A 16,308-nucleotide genomic window follows, 5' to 3' on the forward strand; every position below is an offset into this window, starting at 1 on the left:
TTTAGAGGGGTTTGTTTAGTGTATCGAGGAATTCTCCTGTGTGCGTCTGAATTTTGAGAACCAATCGGTCTACATTTGTAACGAGGATGTTATAAAAGAAATAAGCGGGGATACCCACGAAAAGCCCCACAGCCGTAGTTGCCATAGCGGTATAAATACCCGTAGCCAACAGCTTTGGGCTAACGGCACCCGTTACATTAGAGATTTCAAAGAACGCCATAATCATCCCAACCACCGTACCGAGGAAGCCAAGCATAGGAGCTGCTCCCGAAGCCGAAGCCAGAATATTAAGGTTCTTTTCCAGCTTTGATACTTCTACCTGCCCCTGAGCTTCCATTGCATTAGAAATATCAGAAATGGGGCGCCCGATTCGGGATAGCCCTTTCTCTATCATTCTCGCCTCTGGAGAATCTATCGTTTTACAATAGTCAATAGCTGTTTCTATCTTGCCATCTTGTACAAAATCCTTAATATTTTCTAAGAAATTAGGGACTTCCTTTGCAGCCCTTCGGATGAAGAAATACCGCTCAAAAAAGATATAAAGAGAAAGCACTCCGAGAAGGAAAATAGCAATCATAATCGTATTTCCTAAAATACCTCCACTGAAAAGAATCTCCCAAAGGGAAAAAATATGCTTTTCGGATTGTAACTGTACGGTTCCTGTGGCTAAACTATCTTGCATAAAAGTATTTTTTAATGTAATCTAACGATATTTTTATTTTAATATTATCTTTTTAATCCTCACCACTTTTCAAGTGGATAGACTCTAATTTTCCTAGGGCGAGCAAAGATATAAAAAACCTCTGCTCCTGTACAATCTTAAAGGCAGTACTGCATCAGACGAGGCTATTTTTATCGGTATAATTCAGTTTAAAGAAAATCGCTGTCATAATAGAAAAGGCAAGAAGAGAGCTCCCTCCATAACTGAAATAGGGGAGAGGGATCCCAACCGTAGGGAAAAGCCCCATAACCATACCTATATTAATCCCAAAGTGCATTAAGAGGATAGAAGCAAAGCTATACCCAAAGACTCGGTTAAAAGTAGATTTCTGCCTTTCGGACAGGTAATAAATACGCCCGATAAACAAAGTATAAAGGAGAATCAGTGCCGTGCTGCCCACAAAACCCCACTCCTCACCTACGGTGCAAAAGATATAATCGGTTTCCTGCTCGGGCACGAACTTCCCCCTCGTAACGGAGCCTTCTCTGTATCCCTTACCCTTTAATCCGCCAGAGCCTATTGCGGTTTTAGAATACAATAGATTATATCCAGAAGTATCACGGAAGGCTTTTTCACCTTTGTAAAGAACTTCTATACGCTCCTTTTGGTGTCTTGGGAGCTTTTCCAAAACCTTAGGAGTAACCATAGCAAATGCAGAGAGAAATGCAACAATCCCCACCAGAGCAGCTACGCTGATGACATTCCAATGGATGCGGGAATAATTAAAGAGAACAAAAAGAAATGCAAGAGCGATAATCCCTCCTATTACATAAAGCGGATTAATGGCAAGAGCCACTAAAAATACCGCTGCAAAAACAAATATGAAAATAAATAGCCACCCGCTAAGCCCCTCTCTGTAGAGCGCAATAGCAAAAGCAAAGAAGACAAGCAAAGAACCCACATCGGGAATCATAAGCACAACAACGGCAGGAACTCCAATAATAGCAAGAGCTGAAATAAGCGAGTTTCTATTGTTCAGATTAAAATCTGCTCCTGAGACATAATTGGCAAGCATCAGTGCGGTACTGATTTTTGCAAACTCCACAGGCTGCATTGTAAAGCTCCCGAATTTATACCAGTTTTTCTGCCCAAGAATCTCCTTTCCAAAAGGGAAAAGCCCAATGAGGAGAAGTACACCTGCGATATAAAAAATCCCAGCCATATTCTCAAAGAATTTACTCCTGGTGAAGAAAATAACAATCCCCACCACAAAGGAAATACAGAAAAATATAAACTGCTTAGTACCTAGAGCCTCATCTACACTATAAATATTAGCGATAGCAAAGCCACAGAGCAGGATATACATTGTAATACCGAATTTATCTATACCTTCCATTGGGTTTGAAATTGAGAGGGGTTAATTAGGAGAATTATTATTATTCAATCGAGCTTCCTGCTCTTTTTTAAGCTGATTTTGGAGCTCTACCTTTTTCAAACTATCTTTTCTTTTCCGTTCAAGGGAGTCTTCCTTTGTGGGTTTGTACCAGCCTTTGCGTTTCATATCTGCCACCCATTGTCTTTTATACTCAGGCATAAAGGAGGCATTAATCATCTTCTTATAGAGATGTTCTCTTTTGATATTCCCTGTAATATGCTTCTCTGCGATGAGAGTAGCGGCAGGACCCGCCCAAGTAGCTCCAAAACCTGCGTGCTCCATAACAGCGGCAACAACAATTTTAGGACTCTCCGCTGGTGCGATGAGTACGAAGATAGAATTATCCTTACCCTGAGGAACCTGAGCAGTACCTGTTTTAGCAAGCTGTGTAAATTCCGAAGTTTTAAGCGAACGGGCAGTACCTCTTTGTACTACGGCTTCCATTCCTTTGAGAACGGGCTCAAAATATTTTGGCTCTACAAGGGTTTTGTGCTTTACCTTAAATCTTGGGTCGGGGTTTGGCTTTCCATCTATCGATTTTACGATGTGGGGGGTATAATACCAGCCTTTATTAGCAATGGCAGCCATAGCATTTGCCATTTGGATGGGGGTGAGGAGTACATCTCCCTGCCCCATACCATTGAAAACAGCTCCTGTGGAGAGTGCATCCCAGTTTTTATAATTACCCTCCTTCTTTGAGCTGTGCATATTGAGTTTTTTCTGTCTGTTTTCATAATATTCTCCACTGGGGATTCTCCCTTTTGAGCCAACGGCAAGGTCATTATTGAGAAAGACACCGAGACCAAAGCTCGCCATTATTTCCTTCCATTCATCAACGCCCTTGGAAGGGTTATTTGGATATTTATTTACAATGGCAAGGAAAGCGTGGGAAAAATAGCAGTTGCTCGAGACTTGTAAAGAAGGGATGAGGGGAGTGGCTCCACCGTGTCCTTTAATCCTAAGCCCTCTATAATTAAAACCTCCTCCACAGGGGAAGATGGTCTTATCCGTCATCACTCCCATTTGCATTCCCGCAAGTGCAGTAAGCATCTTAAAGGTAGAACCAGGGGGATAAGCCGCCTGTACAGACCTATCAAAAGTTGGGCGCTGGTTATAGAGCGTATCTACCTGCAATTTGTAGAGGTTTTTGGACTTTTCTGGACCTGTAAAGAGATTGGGGTCAATGTCTGGGCCTGTTGCCATAGCGAGAATTTCGCCATTATTGGGGTCAAGGGCAACGATGGCGCCTTGCTTATTCACTAAAATCTCTTCGGCGAGTTTTTGAAGGTCATAATCTATCGTAAGTGTGATGTCTTTACCCGTTACCACCTCTTTATCAAGGCTACCTCCTTTATAAGAACCGATATTCCTTAGCCTGATGTCTTTTTGGATATAGTTAATTCCTTTCTCTCCGCGCAAAGTAGTTTCATAGGCTTTTTCCACACCTGATTTACCGATATTATCCCCTGGACGATAATAGAGAGAATCTTTTTTTATGTCTCGCTCATTTACCTCGTTGGTATAGCCGAGCAGATTCCCAGAAGTAGAGACTTCATAACGGCGCTGAGGACGAGAAACAATACTAAAAGCAGGATATTTGAAGATGATTTCTTGGATTCTGGCAACATCTTTGCGGGTAAGGTTTTTAAGGAAAGTAACAGAGGTAAGAGGGGAAAAGTATTTCTCCTTTCGTGCCGTATTGATGCGCTCTACAAAGCTGTTTTCATCAATCCCAACAAGATTGCAGAAAGCGATAGTATCAAAATCAGGCTTCATAAGCGCCTCTGTGTAGGAAATCTCATAAGAAGGCTGGTTGCTCACGAGGATTTTACCATTGCGATCAAAAACGGCACCCCTTTGTGGGATAACATACTCGGTTTTTATAGAGGTATTGAGGGCATTGAGAGCATATCTATCGGTGAAAAGCTGTAAATACGCAAGCCTCGCAATAAAAATGGAGGCAATAAGCAGGAGGATAAGCGTAATCTTGATATACTGATGCTTCATATTGTGCAAAAACCCCTGAAAAACGGAGCTTAGGAGGCGCAAAGATAAGATTTTTTAGTGGAGATTTTCAGCGTGGAAGCTTCAGGAAAGATTAGAACTGATTAAAGGAAAAATTTTTAAGATAAGCCCTGTACCTTCGAGGAAGCATCAAAATAAACCCTACCGCTATCGGTAGGGTTTATTTTTTTACCTGTCAAAATCTTGAATTAGAATGTTACAACCATTCCTGCAAGGAAGTTGGCAGTAGCCTGAGGATAATAGTAGGGCTTGCCTTTTTTGTATCTTCCGTGGGCCACATATTCGCGATTGAGGAAGTTATTCACATCAAAAGTAAAGATGACGGACTTACAAAAACCTCGAGGAACGAGCTCATACGAAAGGCTGAGATTATTGACGAAGAAATCTGGAAGTTTGGCATTCTCCTCTTGTTCATTGGTAAGATATCGCTCGCCTACGAACTTCGCCTGCCAGGTGATTTGCAGATTTTTAAGCGGTACATAAGTAAGGGCATTGCTGGCGACAAAAGATGGAGAGAAGGAAATCTCAGTAGAGCCGAGATTGATAATTTTCCCCGATTTATCCTTCGTATGATAGTCTCTATTTCGGTTTCGGCTAAGGGCAAAATTGGGCTGCCAGAAGAATGTATCGGAGATTTTTACAAGGGCATCTGCCTCGAGACCGAATCTGTAGCTATTCCCGCTGTTTTTCCTAAGAGGATAGCCCGTTTTGCTGATATCCCCTGTGAGGACGAGCTGGTCGGTATAGCCCATATAATAAAGATTGGTATTGAGCCTTAGCCTATCGGTGATGAGGCGCCAGCCGAGCTCAAAATCATTTACTTTTTCAGCTTTTGGGAGCAGGTTGCCTTTGGAGATATTCTCTGCATAGTCTTTATAATCGGAGCGGTTGGCTTCCTTAGTTGCGTGGGCATAGGAGAGGTAGAGGCTGCTAGAATCATTTACCTTGAAAGTAACGCCCGCTTTTGGATTAAAAAGGTGAAGAGGCTCATCAATCATCGTTTCAAAAAGGAGAGATTTGAAACCTACATACCTGTACTGAACATCTGCAAAAAGGCTCCATTTATCGGTGAGCGAATAAGTGATTTTAGCAAAAGCCGATGCCTCATTTTTCTTGCCATAGATTTTTTTACCGAGTCTTTCTTTGTAGGCTTTGGTTGCGTTTTCCGTCCAGATATATTCATCAAAATGGCGACCGTCGTAGGTATTCGCAGCCCCTCCGAAGATAAGGTCTATCGCCTCCTTTTTATAATTTGCGGAGAAGGTAGTACCGTAGAAGTCATTATCCATTTTATATTGGATAACGAAATTTCCATTGGCATCTCCCCAATTGTCCATTTGCTCCCAATAGCCCCTGCCTTTGGTATAGTGAAAGGCGAGATTGGTTGTCCAACTGCCCGACCATTTTTCAGACCAATGCAGCTGTGCGTGGTCTTGCTGATAGTTATCGGTTTCATTATCGTAGAAAAGTATATTTCCCTTTTTATCGGTGTATTTCCCTGATGGATTATACCTTCGGTTTTCCTCCAGCGTTTTGGCATCAATCCCCTTATATGCGAGGTAAGTTTTCTCTTTACCTCCAAAAACAAGGGCTTTTATCAGCGTATTCTTGTGCGAATATGCTGCTTGTAAAAAATAAGATGTAAGGTCTGAGAAAGCCCTGTCTACATAACCATCTGAATTGATTTTTGAGAGTCTTCCTGAGATTTCAAACCTGTCATTCAACTTACCTGTGGAGAATTTAAGTGAATGCTTGTGGGAGTTATAGCTTCCGTAATAATTGGCAATCTCTCCATAAGGATTTTGGGAAATGGCATCTGTAAGTACATTAAGGCTCGCTCCAAAAGCCCCCGCTCCATTGGTAGAAGTGCCCACACCTCTCTGCACTTGAATACTCTCGGCAGAGCCTGCAAAATCCGAAAGGTTATACCAATACACCCCAAGAGATTCGGAATCATTATACGGAATACCATTGATGGTTACATTGGTTCTCTGCAAATCATTACCACGAATGAAAAGCGCCGTAGAGCCAAAGCCCGTACCATCTTCAGAATAGGAAACCACACTCGGCAGCCTGTCTACAAGAACAGGAATCTGCTTGCCTACATTTCGCTGTTTGATTTCCTTTTTGGATAGATTAGAAAAGGTAACTGGCAGTGTTTCTTTTGCTCTTACTGCTGTGATGAGCACCTCATCTATCACCTTAGTAGAATCTGCTTTAGATTCTTGGGCAGCTGCTGTAATACTCGCAAGTGCCTGTGCCATAAAAAATAATTTTTTCATTACAAAATGAAAGTTTTTGTAAAATAAAAGAGGTAATTATTTTATGGAATTAAAAAATAAAGCCTGTCTTTGCAACCCAACAGCAAAAACAAGCCACTCATTTAGCTTCTTTTCCTTAGACTGCATTACCAGCCCAAGTTCTATGGGTATAATCTCAGCCTTTTACAGCACCCCTTTGAGACAGCACAAAAATATAAAAAAGAGGAATAATTCCCCTTATTTTTGTTAATTTTTTAATAATGGATAGATAAATAATTTATTTAAAAGACTTTAAAAGCCCATTCTCAGCCTGTTTTGTAAGATTTTTTCCTGCAAATCTTCCAAGCTGATGCCTTTTAAAGCTGCAACTTTACGGTACAAATCCTCAATATTGAAATCTGTATTATCTGTTTCTAAAAAAAATCGGTCTATCGGTGTATTCTTTACAATCTCCTGCAAAGAGAGATTGTGGAGCACCGCTCTGCCAAAAGAAAGATAAAAACCCTTATCCAAAAGCCCTTTGGCAATTGTTTCCTTTTTATTGAATCCGTGAATGATTAAAGGAACTCTCGCGATTTTACTAAATCTTAGCAGCTCAGAAAACCTCCTTACACAGTGAATAATCACGGGCTTCTGGATTTCATTTGCCCAAAGAATCTGCCGACTAAAAACCTCTTCCTGCTCCTTTTCACTTGTGGGGACAAAAGCATCTAAGCCGCATTCTCCTATGGCAAGGCAATGAGCACTCAAACTGCTTTTCTTAAACCATTCCCAAGATTTTTCTGTAATAAAATCTAAGTCCTTAGGGTGAAACCCCACAGAAAAAGCCGTCTCTACAGGGTTTTCTAAAAAATTGAGATTATAAATCCCCTGCTTGTCTTTTGCGTGATGGTGAAAATCAAAAAACATCATCATTAGGCTTTCCCCTGCCTGATTTCTTTTACTTCTTTTATTCGCTGCTGGAAGTAGTCCTTTTTTTCAGGGTGCTTCTCTGATAATAATTCAAAAGCATTTATCGCTTTTGCATAGAGCCTCTGGTCAAGGTAGAGATTGGCAAGAGTTTCTGTCATCAGGTGGGAGATATCATCGCTCTTTTCTTTTAAAATAAAATCGTTCTCCTCTTTCAGTTTGCTGATTTTTGGGTTATTCTCTATAAAGGTATCTATTGCCTTGCTCTTGATTTCCTCTATACTTTGAGCTGCCTTGATTTCCTGCTCCTCTACCGCAGCTATTTTATCCAATTTCAGCCAGCTCTGCCAAGTATTGATAAATTCAGGTACATTGCTCTGAGGCTTATCTTCTTCCGAAGATGGGACAGCTTCAATCTCGGAGGAATGCTCCTCTTCCTGAAAAATTTCCTCATTTTCTGAAATGAATGAGATGCTTATCACTGGGCTTTTGTGCTCATCCGATGGGGAAGGTGCTTTTTCTTCTGATGAAGAGATCTCCACCTCTGGCACATCGCTTACTTTCTTAGTTTCTATTGGAGAGGCTATTGCCTCTTCCGATTTTTTTTCTGAAATAAGCGCATCGGGTGTGTTTTGTAAAAAGCTCAATGGCTTCCAAGCTGAGGGTGATGGCACCGAATACTCCTCCTGAATTTCTCCCTCTGGGAGGGCGTCTTTTGGCTTTTCTTCGGTTTTTAATGGCTCCGAAACAGGGGTTTCCTCCTGCAATGCCCTTTCTGCTTCACTGAAATTAATATCCGTATTAGATACTTCGTCTTCTTCTTGGCGAACTACTGGTGCTGCATTCTTTTTCCTCGCCATCTTTGCTTCCACCTCTGCTATAAGGCTCAGCCTTTCCTCTTCATACTTATTCTTAGGCTCAGCCTTTGGAATATAAACTTCTGTCTCCCCTACTTCCATTTTTAGAGGCACTACCTCTTTTTTTACTTTCTCAACAATTGGAGGCTTTGCCTCTTCCATTTCATCATCAATAAGCGGAAGTGGAGGCTCCACTGCTTTTATTTCTTCATCATTAACAGCCACAGGTGTTTTATCATTGATTTCTTCTTCAACAGCAACAAGTAATTCATCATTGATTTTTTCTTCAATAATCGGAGGCTCTACCTCTTTTTTTACCTCATCAATAAGTGGAAGCGGAGGCACTGCCTCTTCTATTTTATCATCAATAAGTGGAAGTGGAACCTCCACTGGTGGGTTGATGAGTTTATAGAGGATTTTTTTATCTGTGGTATAGGCAGCGGTAAGGCTTAGGAGGTCTTTGTATGCTGTAGGGTTATACTTATGAACCCCGTAGAGGAGCACTGCCCTTAGGCTTTGCATAAAGGGATAAGCCGAGAGCTCGCTCTCAAGAGCTGGGAGGTCTTCTGCCGTTAGGGCTTGGGGGTTTTTGAGGAGCTCTAAGGTTCGTTCTTGTATCATCTTTTACCAATCTGCAATTATATCATTAAATATTTTATTGATGAGCCTTTCTATAACGATTTTGGTTTGCTGAGCCTCGATTTGGTTAATATCTAAATCGCTGCTAAACACGGCTTCATCGGTATAGGTTCTATCAAAGTTTTTTTGGGGCTCATATTTATTCTCGTAATGTACTTTTACGGTGATGGTCATTTTATTCTGTGAAGTTTGGGTAAAGCCTCCTGAAACATTTTCCACCGTATTGGATGAGACTGCTGCCGGGCTACTCGGGTTATAATCCACGATTTCTCCTTCTATAAAAATATCGGGGCTTTCGGTAGCGCCTTTCAGGGTGGTTCTTTGGAGGAATCTATTCTGCATATCTATGGAGAACTGCTGTGCGAGGGTAGGATTTTTAAGCGCAGAATTATCCACAAACTCATTAATCTTAATCGTCTTCACATCTTTGTGCAGAGACGAGCCCGTAAAGGTATAGCAGGAGTAGAGTAGGAGGGAGGCACCTAAAACCAAAATCTGTCTAATGCGCATCATCATAGCTTCCTATTTCTGAAATTTCGTCATAAGAAATCTGTTCTACTGCATCTTCAAAGGCGAAATAATTACACGCATAAGTGAACGGCAGTGTAAAAATTAATCCCACAAGACAAGCAAAGTATCCTACCGATGCCAAAAGACCTACCACTAAACTAAAGCCCAGTATCTGGAAGAATGCTCCACGAGTCATTATAAAAGATGCTTTCAAGGCAGTCTTTATGTCCTTCACTTGAAGGAAGGAGATCAGCATAGGGCTGTAGAAAATCTTAACACTTATGAGCATAATGATAATTGCTATAAGAAAAACATACGCATAATAAAATAGGGTATAGGGGAGGCTTGGCACATCTGTTTTGCCTAATGAAGTAATTGCCCATACCCAAAACACGATTCCAGGGATGTATAATATGAAGAATATCCCAAACAATATCAGCTGGAGGAAGAAGTAAGGCAGAAAATCATCAAAGTTGAAGATTTCAGAGACCTCGGCGTTTTGCCCTTTGTGGAGTTTTCGCAGGTATTTATAGAGATTACCCACGGCAAGCATTGCACAGAAGGGGATGAATGCCATCACAAAGGTGAGGAGGCTTGCCAGCAGTATATTGCCAAAATTATTCTTGTAAAGCTCCCAACCTTGGCTAAGGTATTGGGAGAATTTAAAATTTACGGGGTTGATGTTCAGCGTAGCCATAAGATTCGGGGGATATTATGATTCTAAGTTGTATTGTTTCAGTTTTCTGTAGAGGGTTCTTTGGGATATTCCGAGCTCGTCTGCCGCACGGTTTCTTCGCCCTTTATGTTTTTCTAATGCCTTTATGATAAGCTCTCTCTCGTTGTTTTGTAGCGAGAGGCTATCGGTTTTTGCTTCTTCCAGTTCTATATCTTCTATATTGTGATACTCCTCATTGATATCTACGGGATGATGGCTGATGGGCGATGGATAAAACGCCGCAGGCTGAGCATTCTCTCCGAGAGGGCTACCCCCTATTCCTTGCTCAAAGTAGAGGCGAGGGCTGGCGCCCGAACCGCCGTCTGCCGCATAAATCCTATTGATAAGGTTCTGCTCTTGGGTAGAGAAATCTACCGCTCCTCGGTTTTTGATAAGCTCGGAGGTGAGGGATTTTAAATCATTAATATCATTCCTCATATCAAAGAGGATTTTATACATAATCTCTCGCTCGGTGCTGAAATCCGTCGTACTACTGCCCAGATTCTGGCGATTGCCTACCACAGCGGGCAGGTTCGGTTGTGCAGGGATGTATTCTGCGATCTTAGTGGCAGAGATGGTTCTGGACTGCTCCACTACCGTCATCTGCTCCACGAGGTTTCTCAGCTGGCGTACATTTCCAGGGAAGGGGTAGCTCTCGAGGTATTGCACGGCATCTTCCGAAAGCTCCAGCTCTGGCATTCTATATTTCTCGGCAAAGTCTATTGCAAATTTCCTGAACAGAAGATGAATATCGCCTTTCCTGTCCCTTAGTGGAGGCATATCTACCTGCACCGTATTGAGGCGGTAATAGAGGTCTTCGCGGAACCTACCCTCCTGTATGGCATTCATCATATTCACATTGGTTGCCGCTACGATTCTCACATTGGTCTTTTGGATTTGTGAGGAGCCCACTTTCATAAACTCACCGCTCTCGAGTACTCGGAGGAGTCTCACTTGGGTTTGTAGGGGGAGCTCACCGACTTCATCGAGGAAAATCGTACCGCCGTCTGCCACCTCAAAGTAGCCCTTTCTCGTGCTGGTAGCCCCTGTAAAAGCGCCTTTCTCGTGCCCAAAAAGCTCAGAATCTATCGTACCTTCGGGGATGGCACCACAATTCACCACAATATAGGGCTGATGCTTCCTGCGAGATTCGGAATGTATGATTTTCGGGATAAACTCCTTACCCGTACCACTCTCACCAATGACGAGAACGGAGATATCCGTAGGCGCTACCTGTACCGCTTTTTCTAATGCGCGGTTCAGTGCGGGGTAGTTGCCAATAATCCCAAATCGGTTTTTTATCATTTGTAAATCTGCCATCTTTTTTGGTTTTCAAATAAAGGAGTGGGTAGTATACCCACCCCAAGCAATTAATTAAAAATTATAAGTGTTCTCTTTTCTCTTAGTTTTAGAATCCATAAAGTTTTTACACTTTGCTTCTCCATTAATGAGTGATATTCATTATCTCCCTACTCAATTTTTTACTGCCAATAGTGACTATAAAATGGTTTGCTTACCCTTTTCCCAAAATAGGAAGCCTCCAAAGACGAATATTTTTTTGAAAAAGAACTCAATCTCCAACTGGAAGCCGTGAGCCAAAAGTAGGGAAAAAATTTTGTTTTGAAGAGAGGGTATTCTTTTTTGTGTGGAAAGGTTAGGCCTCATGGCGAGCGAGGAGCGTGCCACGCGTAGAATCATAAGCGAAGACGGTAACGAAATCGCCGAGCTTCTCGCCTTGTTTTTTATCGAAGACTACGACCACATTCTGGGAGTTTCGCCCTTTCCATTGGTTTTTATTTTTCTTGCTCTCGCCGTCTATCAGTACTTCGTGGTACTTGCCTACATAGGTTTTCATCCGTGCGGAGGAGAGCTCGCCTTGGAGGTCGATTACTTCTTGGAGTCTTCGTTTTTTCACCTCATCGGGGATGTTGTCTGGCATTTTTTTGTGGGCTGGGGTGCCTGGCCGTTCGGAGTAGGCAAACATATAGCCATAATCGTACTCCACTTCTTTCATCAGGCTGAGGGTATCCTGGTGGTCGGCCTCCGTCTCGCCAGAAAATCCTACCATTATATCTTGTGAGAAAGCGATATCGGGGACGATGAGCTTTGCCTCTTTAATCAGATCCAAATACTGCTGGCGGGTGTGCTGTCGGTTCATTGCTCGGAGCATTGCATCGCTCCCTGACTGTATCGGGAGGTGTACATATCGGCAGATATTGGGATATTTTGCCATCATTTTAAATACATCGATGCTCATATCTTGCGGATTGGAGGTAGCGAAGCGGATTCTCATCTGGGGAACGGCTTGGGCAACCATCTCTAAAAGGTGAGCGAAGTGGAGGGCGGTAGCCTGCTGCATAGGGGAGGCTTTGGTGAAATCCTTCTTTGCGCCGCCCCCGTACCAGAGGTAGGAGTCTACATTCTGTCCGAGGAGGGTTACTTCCTTGTAGCCATTATTCCAGAGCTCTTGGCATTCTTTGATGATGGAGTGTGGGTCTCTGCTGCGCTCCCTACCGCGGGTGAAGGGCACGATGCAGAAGGTGCACATATTGTCGCACCCCCGTGTAATGGTTACAAAAGCGGTAACGCCACTCCCGCTGAGCCTCACGGGGCTGATGTCTGCATAGGTCTCCTCTTTGGAGAGCATTACATTGATGGCGTCTCTGCCTTCCTGAGTTTCTCGGAGGAGGTTGGGCAGGTCTCGGTAGGCGTCTGGGCCTACGACGAGGTCTACGAGCTGCTCTTCTTCTAGGAGTTTTGTTTTGAGGCGCTCTGCCATACATCCGAGCACGCCGACGGTGAGGCTGGGGTTATATTCCTTTTGTTTTTTAAACTGGGAGAGGCGCATCCTTACGGTTTGCTCTGCTTTTTCTCGCACGGAGCAGGTGTTGAGGAGGATGAGGTCTGCCTCTTCTACTTTGGTTGTGGTATTATAGCCAATATCGCTGAGAATAGAGGCTACGATTTCGGAGTCTGAGAAATTCATCTGGCAGCCGTAGCTCTCCAAGAAGAGTTTTTTGGTATTTCCTTTTATTTCTTTCCCAGCATAGGCTTCGCCTTGGCGGGTTTCATCTATATATTTCTTTTCTTGTAGCATTCTGCAAAATTCATTTTTTAAAATAATCCGCAAAGATAATCACCTACAACTTGAGGGGCAACTATAATGCCTACAGCACAAAGAATGCTTAAAAAGGAGAGGTGGATAATATATTTTGAAGCCAGGAAGTAAAGCTGTACTTCTCTCGAATTTCAGAAGGGAGGGTTTCAAACGATTTATGGAGAAAATCTTCCAAACCCTCGTAACTGCGGTTTTCTATAACATAAATATTATTCGGATGATAGAAATCATAGTTCTTCACAAGAGAATTATTTGTAATGAGCTTCTTACCATAGCCAATAGCTTCAAATGGTCTGAAAGATATACCTCGATGTATGGAATTCTCAACATCTAAAATAATATCGGAAGACTTCGAATTTCTGATACTCTGCTCAAAACTTATCCCCTGAGAGATAAAATGAACGGGTGAGTCTTTATACTTAAGTACCTTCTTTTTGTTTTTACAAACAATATTAATATTTGTTTTAAGTCCAAAATCTGTGAGTAGCTTAGTCAGATTTACGATTTCGGCTATTCTGTCTTCCATATAAGTACCTATGAAAAATACATCCTGCAACTTCTGAATGGTATCTGGTAAAAAATCAAAGTAGAAATTATTCGTCTTTATCGTAGAGGGATAATTTAAAGAATCATTCTCATCAAAGACAAAAAATGCATCAAACAAATGAATGTATTCCTTTACGAGAGGGTAGCGGCTAATCCCATCCCACTGATAGGCCACAACCTTTTGTGAGATACTTTTTACCCTATTTACTATACTAGTACTGTATAAATCTGGGCGAATAAAAAGGGCATAATCCATAATGGGAAGGGTAGATAAATAATCCAGCTGAATTTTCTCATTAATGCTATTTTTTATCTTCTGCTTATAGGTTTTATCCTTAAAAATAAACTTCCTTATCCCGTGAATGAGAGTATCTTTTTTAGAGATTTTCTGTTTACCTTCTGCCCCTGATAATATAAAAACCTCAAAGCCTAAAAACTCCAGATTTTTCTTAAAAATATCTGGAAGACCAAAGTGATTCGGAACTGCAATAAGTATTTTCTTTCCCTGAAAAGTTTGAGGCATAATTAAAGGTATTTTTTCCAAAAAGTTTTGTTTTCTTTATTCCAACGGTGACAGCCAAAAGGAAGTTTCCCTCGGTTATACTCCATTGCTTTTTCGGGTTTATTTTCAATTGAGAATGCACAGGCTTCCTTGAAATCAGGTTTGGAAAAAGGAATGCCATTACGCTCTGGCTCCACACTGAAAAATACATCTTCAGCATAAAATTCAGATTGATTTATGGGCTCTGAATAAATTTTTACAACTTTATCCAAACGCTCCAAAACTTCAATAAATTTTTCTCTCTTACGAAGTGAAAAACCACCATTACCTACATTATTATAGAGCAAAGATTTATCTTTTTGCCATTTACCATTATTTCTATAATTCACAGTTTTTTTTATAAAATAAACAGCTTTATCAAAAATCTTTTTAATCAGTGGGATATTCTCTCTGCTCCTAAGCCAAGGTGCACCTATATAATCGTAATTTTTAGTACACCAATAAGAGAGCTCATCACTGAAAACAAGCGCATCTGTCTGATAAATCAACAAGTATTTCCTACAAAAAGTTTTATAAAATTTTAGATTGAGCATCAATTGATTATAGCCCTGTATTCCTTTAAAAAAATAATCATCAAAGTCTATAAAATCAGATTTTCCAAAGGATTTATAATGCTCAATATTCATAGTTTTTGGGTAAATGAAACTTACAGGATACTTACCACCAAGCGTATTAAAAAGTTGACGAAGGGAAATTATATCTTCTTCATCGGGAGTTTCTTTATAAACAGGAATTACAATATCTACCATTAAAATGTCTATATTTTAATGACACAAAGGTAATTATTTACCATAAAAAATAATATAATGCCATTATAACTATAGCAAGTTCTAAGGTAAATAAGTTTTATTCCTCAATTTTTATTACTTTTGACCTTATTTCAAAAAATAACAATGCAGAATATGAAGCCGAAATCCATTTTAGATAATGATTTCTATAAGATAACAATGCAAAATGCTGTGGTAAAGCTCTTCCCATCTTCCATCGTGAGGTATCAGTTTATAAACCGAGGACAGCATATCTTTCCAGAAGGGTTTGGAGATGCACTGAGGGAATTGGTCAATGCTATGGCAGAACTCAAGCTCAGCAAAGAAGAAAAGAAATTCCTTCAAAAAACCTGTCCTTATCTTGACCTTCCTTACCTTGATTTTTTAGAAGGCTACAGGTATGACCCTTCCGAAGTACACATCAGCCAAAATGGAAATGATTTGGAAGTAAGCGTAGAAGGGCTCTGGTATAGAACCATCCTTTGGGAAGTACCCCTGCTTTCCCTGATTTCTGAACTTCATTATGAGATGAACCATTTGGAGAGAGACAGTAATGAAATTATCATTCAAAAAACATTAGATAAAGCTGAACAACTGAATAAACTCGGGGTGGTATATGCAGAGTTTGGCACAAGGAGGAGGCACTCCTACCGAGTACACGACATCGTAGTAAATGCCCTGAATAAAATAGAGAATACCTTCTTCATTGGCTCGTCTAATATACATTTTGCTATGAAGTACAACATAAAACCCATCGGTACTCACGCCCACGAATGGTTTATGTTCCACGGTGCGGAATACGGCTTCAAAATGGCAAATCCTATCGCATTAGAGCACTGGGTAGATGTATATAGGGGAGACCTCGGTGTAGCGCTTTCAGATACCTATACTACAGATGTATTCTTTCATCAGTTTGATAAAAAATTCTCAAAACTATTTGACGGCGTAAGGCACGACAGCGGAGATCCATTGGAATTTGCCGATAAAACCATCAAACATTACGAAGAAAACGGAATCAATCCCCTCTACAAATACATCATCTTCTCCGATGGGCTCAACCTCGAAAAAGTAGAAGAAATCACCAAATACTGTACTGGGAAAATAGGTATTGCCTTCGGTATAGGCACCAATCTTACCAATGATGTAGGCCTCAAACCAATGAATATCGTAATGAAACTAATAAGCATACAAACGCTAAATAAAGAATGGGTAGATACGGTAAAACTCTCCGATGAGAAAAACAAATACACTGGAGACCCGAAAATGATAGAGCTTGCAAAAGAATTCCTCAGAATAAAATAAA

General features: G+C 41.2%; 13 protein-coding genes. 1 reads left to right on the forward strand and 12 read right to left on the reverse strand.

What is annotated here, in order from left to right:
* Position 1: 1 nt before the first annotated feature.
* From DBX24_RS04290 to DBX24_RS04345, 12 genes are all read right to left on the reverse strand, one after another.
* Entirely contained in the window at positions 2-682 is a 681-nt protein-coding gene (locus tag DBX24_RS04290) for a MotA/TolQ/ExbB proton channel family protein (RefSeq protein ID WP_160224066.1), read from the reverse strand.
* 154 nt (positions 683-836) lie between these two features.
* Positions 837-2,057, reverse strand: a complete 1,221-nt coding sequence (gene rodA, locus DBX24_RS04295) for a rod shape-determining protein RodA (RefSeq protein ID WP_160224067.1) — start codon at positions 2,055-2,057, stop codon at positions 837-839.
* 21 nt (positions 2,058-2,078) lie between these two features.
* On the reverse strand, positions 2,079-4,103 hold the full coding sequence (locus DBX24_RS04300) for a penicillin-binding transpeptidase domain-containing protein (RefSeq protein WP_160224068.1): 2,025 nt from the start codon (positions 4,101-4,103) through the stop codon (positions 2,079-2,081).
* Positions 4,104-4,309: 206 nt separating this feature from the next.
* On the reverse strand, positions 4,310-6,403 hold the full coding sequence (locus tag DBX24_RS04305) for a TonB-dependent receptor (RefSeq protein ID WP_120488216.1): 2,094 nt from the start codon (positions 6,401-6,403) through the stop codon (positions 4,310-4,312).
* Between the two features lie 270 nt (positions 6,404-6,673).
* The gene (locus DBX24_RS04310) at positions 6,674-7,297 is read right to left on the reverse strand and encodes a TatD family hydrolase (protein WP_245957156.1); all 624 of its coding nucleotides are present in this window, start codon (positions 7,295-7,297) and stop codon (positions 6,674-6,676) included.
* Positions 7,297-8,769 (reverse strand): DUF8458 domain-containing protein, encoded by a 1,473-nt coding sequence (locus tag DBX24_RS04315; protein ID WP_160224069.1) that lies wholly within the window; start codon positions 8,767-8,769, stop codon positions 7,297-7,299. Before DBX24_RS04315 ends, DBX24_RS04310 begins: the two co-directional genes overlap by 1 nt.
* 3 nt (positions 8,770-8,772) lie before the next feature.
* A complete protein-coding gene (lptE, locus tag DBX24_RS04320) occupies positions 8,773-9,303 on the reverse strand; it encodes an LPS assembly lipoprotein LptE (protein WP_120488213.1) in 531 nt (176 codons plus the stop codon).
* Positions 9,287-9,994: a hypothetical protein gene (locus DBX24_RS04325; RefSeq protein WP_120488212.1), complete on the reverse strand. Its 708-nt coding sequence runs from the start codon at positions 9,992-9,994 to the stop codon at positions 9,287-9,289. The genes lptE and DBX24_RS04325 overlap by 17 nt, the downstream gene beginning before the upstream one ends.
* Before the next feature lie 15 nt (positions 9,995-10,009).
* The gene (locus tag DBX24_RS04330; protein ID WP_160224070.1) at positions 10,010-11,332 is read right to left on the reverse strand and encodes a sigma-54 interaction domain-containing protein; all 1,323 of its coding nucleotides are present in this window, start codon (positions 11,330-11,332) and stop codon (positions 10,010-10,012) included.
* A gap of 334 nt (positions 11,333-11,666) precedes the next feature.
* Positions 11,667-13,109, reverse strand: a complete 1,443-nt coding sequence (gene miaB, locus DBX24_RS04335) for a tRNA (N6-isopentenyl adenosine(37)-C2)-methylthiotransferase MiaB (protein ID WP_120488210.1) — start codon at positions 13,107-13,109, stop codon at positions 11,667-11,669.
* Positions 13,110-13,197: 88 nt separating this feature from the next.
* Positions 13,198-14,199 carry a WaaS/CpsH family glycosyltransferase gene (locus DBX24_RS04340; RefSeq protein WP_160224071.1) on the reverse strand — a complete coding sequence of 334 codons (1,002 nt, stop codon included), beginning with the start codon at positions 14,197-14,199 and terminating at the stop codon, positions 13,198-13,200.
* 2 nt (positions 14,200-14,201) lie between these two features.
* A complete protein-coding gene (locus tag DBX24_RS04345) occupies positions 14,202-14,987 on the reverse strand; it encodes a DUF5672 family protein (RefSeq protein WP_120488208.1) in 786 nt (261 codons plus the stop codon).
* Between the two features lie 144 nt (positions 14,988-15,131).
* Between DBX24_RS04345 and pncB the strand changes: the two genes are divergently transcribed.
* Complete coding sequence (pncB, locus tag DBX24_RS04350; RefSeq protein WP_120488207.1) at positions 15,132-16,307, forward strand: nicotinate phosphoribosyltransferase; 1,176 nt, start codon at positions 15,132-15,134, stop codon at positions 16,305-16,307.
* The last annotated feature ends 1 nt before the right edge of the window (position 16,308 follow it).

Origin of the sequence: Bergeyella cardium, from assembly GCF_009914665.1 — a bacterium.
Classification (GTDB): Bacteria; Bacteroidota; Bacteroidia; order Flavobacteriales; family Weeksellaceae; genus Bergeyella_A; species Bergeyella_A cardium.

What these genes read in the sequence shown, in the direction of transcription:
- DBX24_RS04290 (WP_160224066.1), bottom strand. Translation starts at nt 682, where the DNA reads ATGCAAGATAGTTTAGCCACAGGAACCGTACAGTTACAATCCGAAAAG.
- rodA (WP_160224067.1), bottom strand. Translation starts at nt 2,057, where the DNA reads ATGGAAGGTATAGATAAATTCGGTATTACAATGTATATCCTGCTCTGT.
- DBX24_RS04300 (WP_160224068.1), bottom strand. Translation starts at nt 4,103, where the DNA reads ATGAAGCATCAGTATATCAAGATTACGCTTATCCTCCTGCTTATTGCC.
- DBX24_RS04305 (WP_120488216.1), bottom strand. Translation starts at nt 6,403, where the DNA reads ATGAAAAAATTATTTTTTATGGCACAGGCACTTGCGAGTATTACAGCA.
- DBX24_RS04310 (WP_245957156.1), bottom strand. Translation starts at nt 7,297, where the DNA reads ATGATGATGTTTTTTGATTTTCACCATCACGCAAAAGACAAGCAGGGG.
- DBX24_RS04315 (WP_160224069.1), bottom strand. Translation starts at nt 8,769, where the DNA reads ATGATACAAGAACGAACCTTAGAGCTCCTCAAAAACCCCCAAGCCCTA.
- lptE (WP_120488213.1), bottom strand. Translation starts at nt 9,303, where the DNA reads ATGATGATGCGCATTAGACAGATTTTGGTTTTAGGTGCCTCCCTCCTA.
- DBX24_RS04325 (WP_120488212.1), bottom strand. Translation starts at nt 9,994, where the DNA reads ATGGCTACGCTGAACATCAACCCCGTAAATTTTAAATTCTCCCAATAC.
- DBX24_RS04330 (WP_160224070.1), bottom strand. Translation starts at nt 11,332, where the DNA reads ATGGCAGATTTACAAATGATAAAAAACCGATTTGGGATTATTGGCAAC.
- miaB (WP_120488210.1), bottom strand. Translation starts at nt 13,109, where the DNA reads ATGCTACAAGAAAAGAAATATATAGATGAAACCCGCCAAGGCGAAGCC.
- DBX24_RS04340 (WP_160224071.1), bottom strand. Translation starts at nt 14,199, where the DNA reads ATGCCTCAAACTTTTCAGGGAAAGAAAATACTTATTGCAGTTCCGAAT.
- DBX24_RS04345 (WP_120488208.1), bottom strand. Translation starts at nt 14,987, where the DNA reads ATGGTAGATATTGTAATTCCTGTTTATAAAGAAACTCCCGATGAAGAA.
- pncB (WP_120488207.1), top strand. Translation starts at nt 15,132, where the DNA reads ATGCAGAATATGAAGCCGAAATCCATTTTAGATAATGATTTCTATAAG.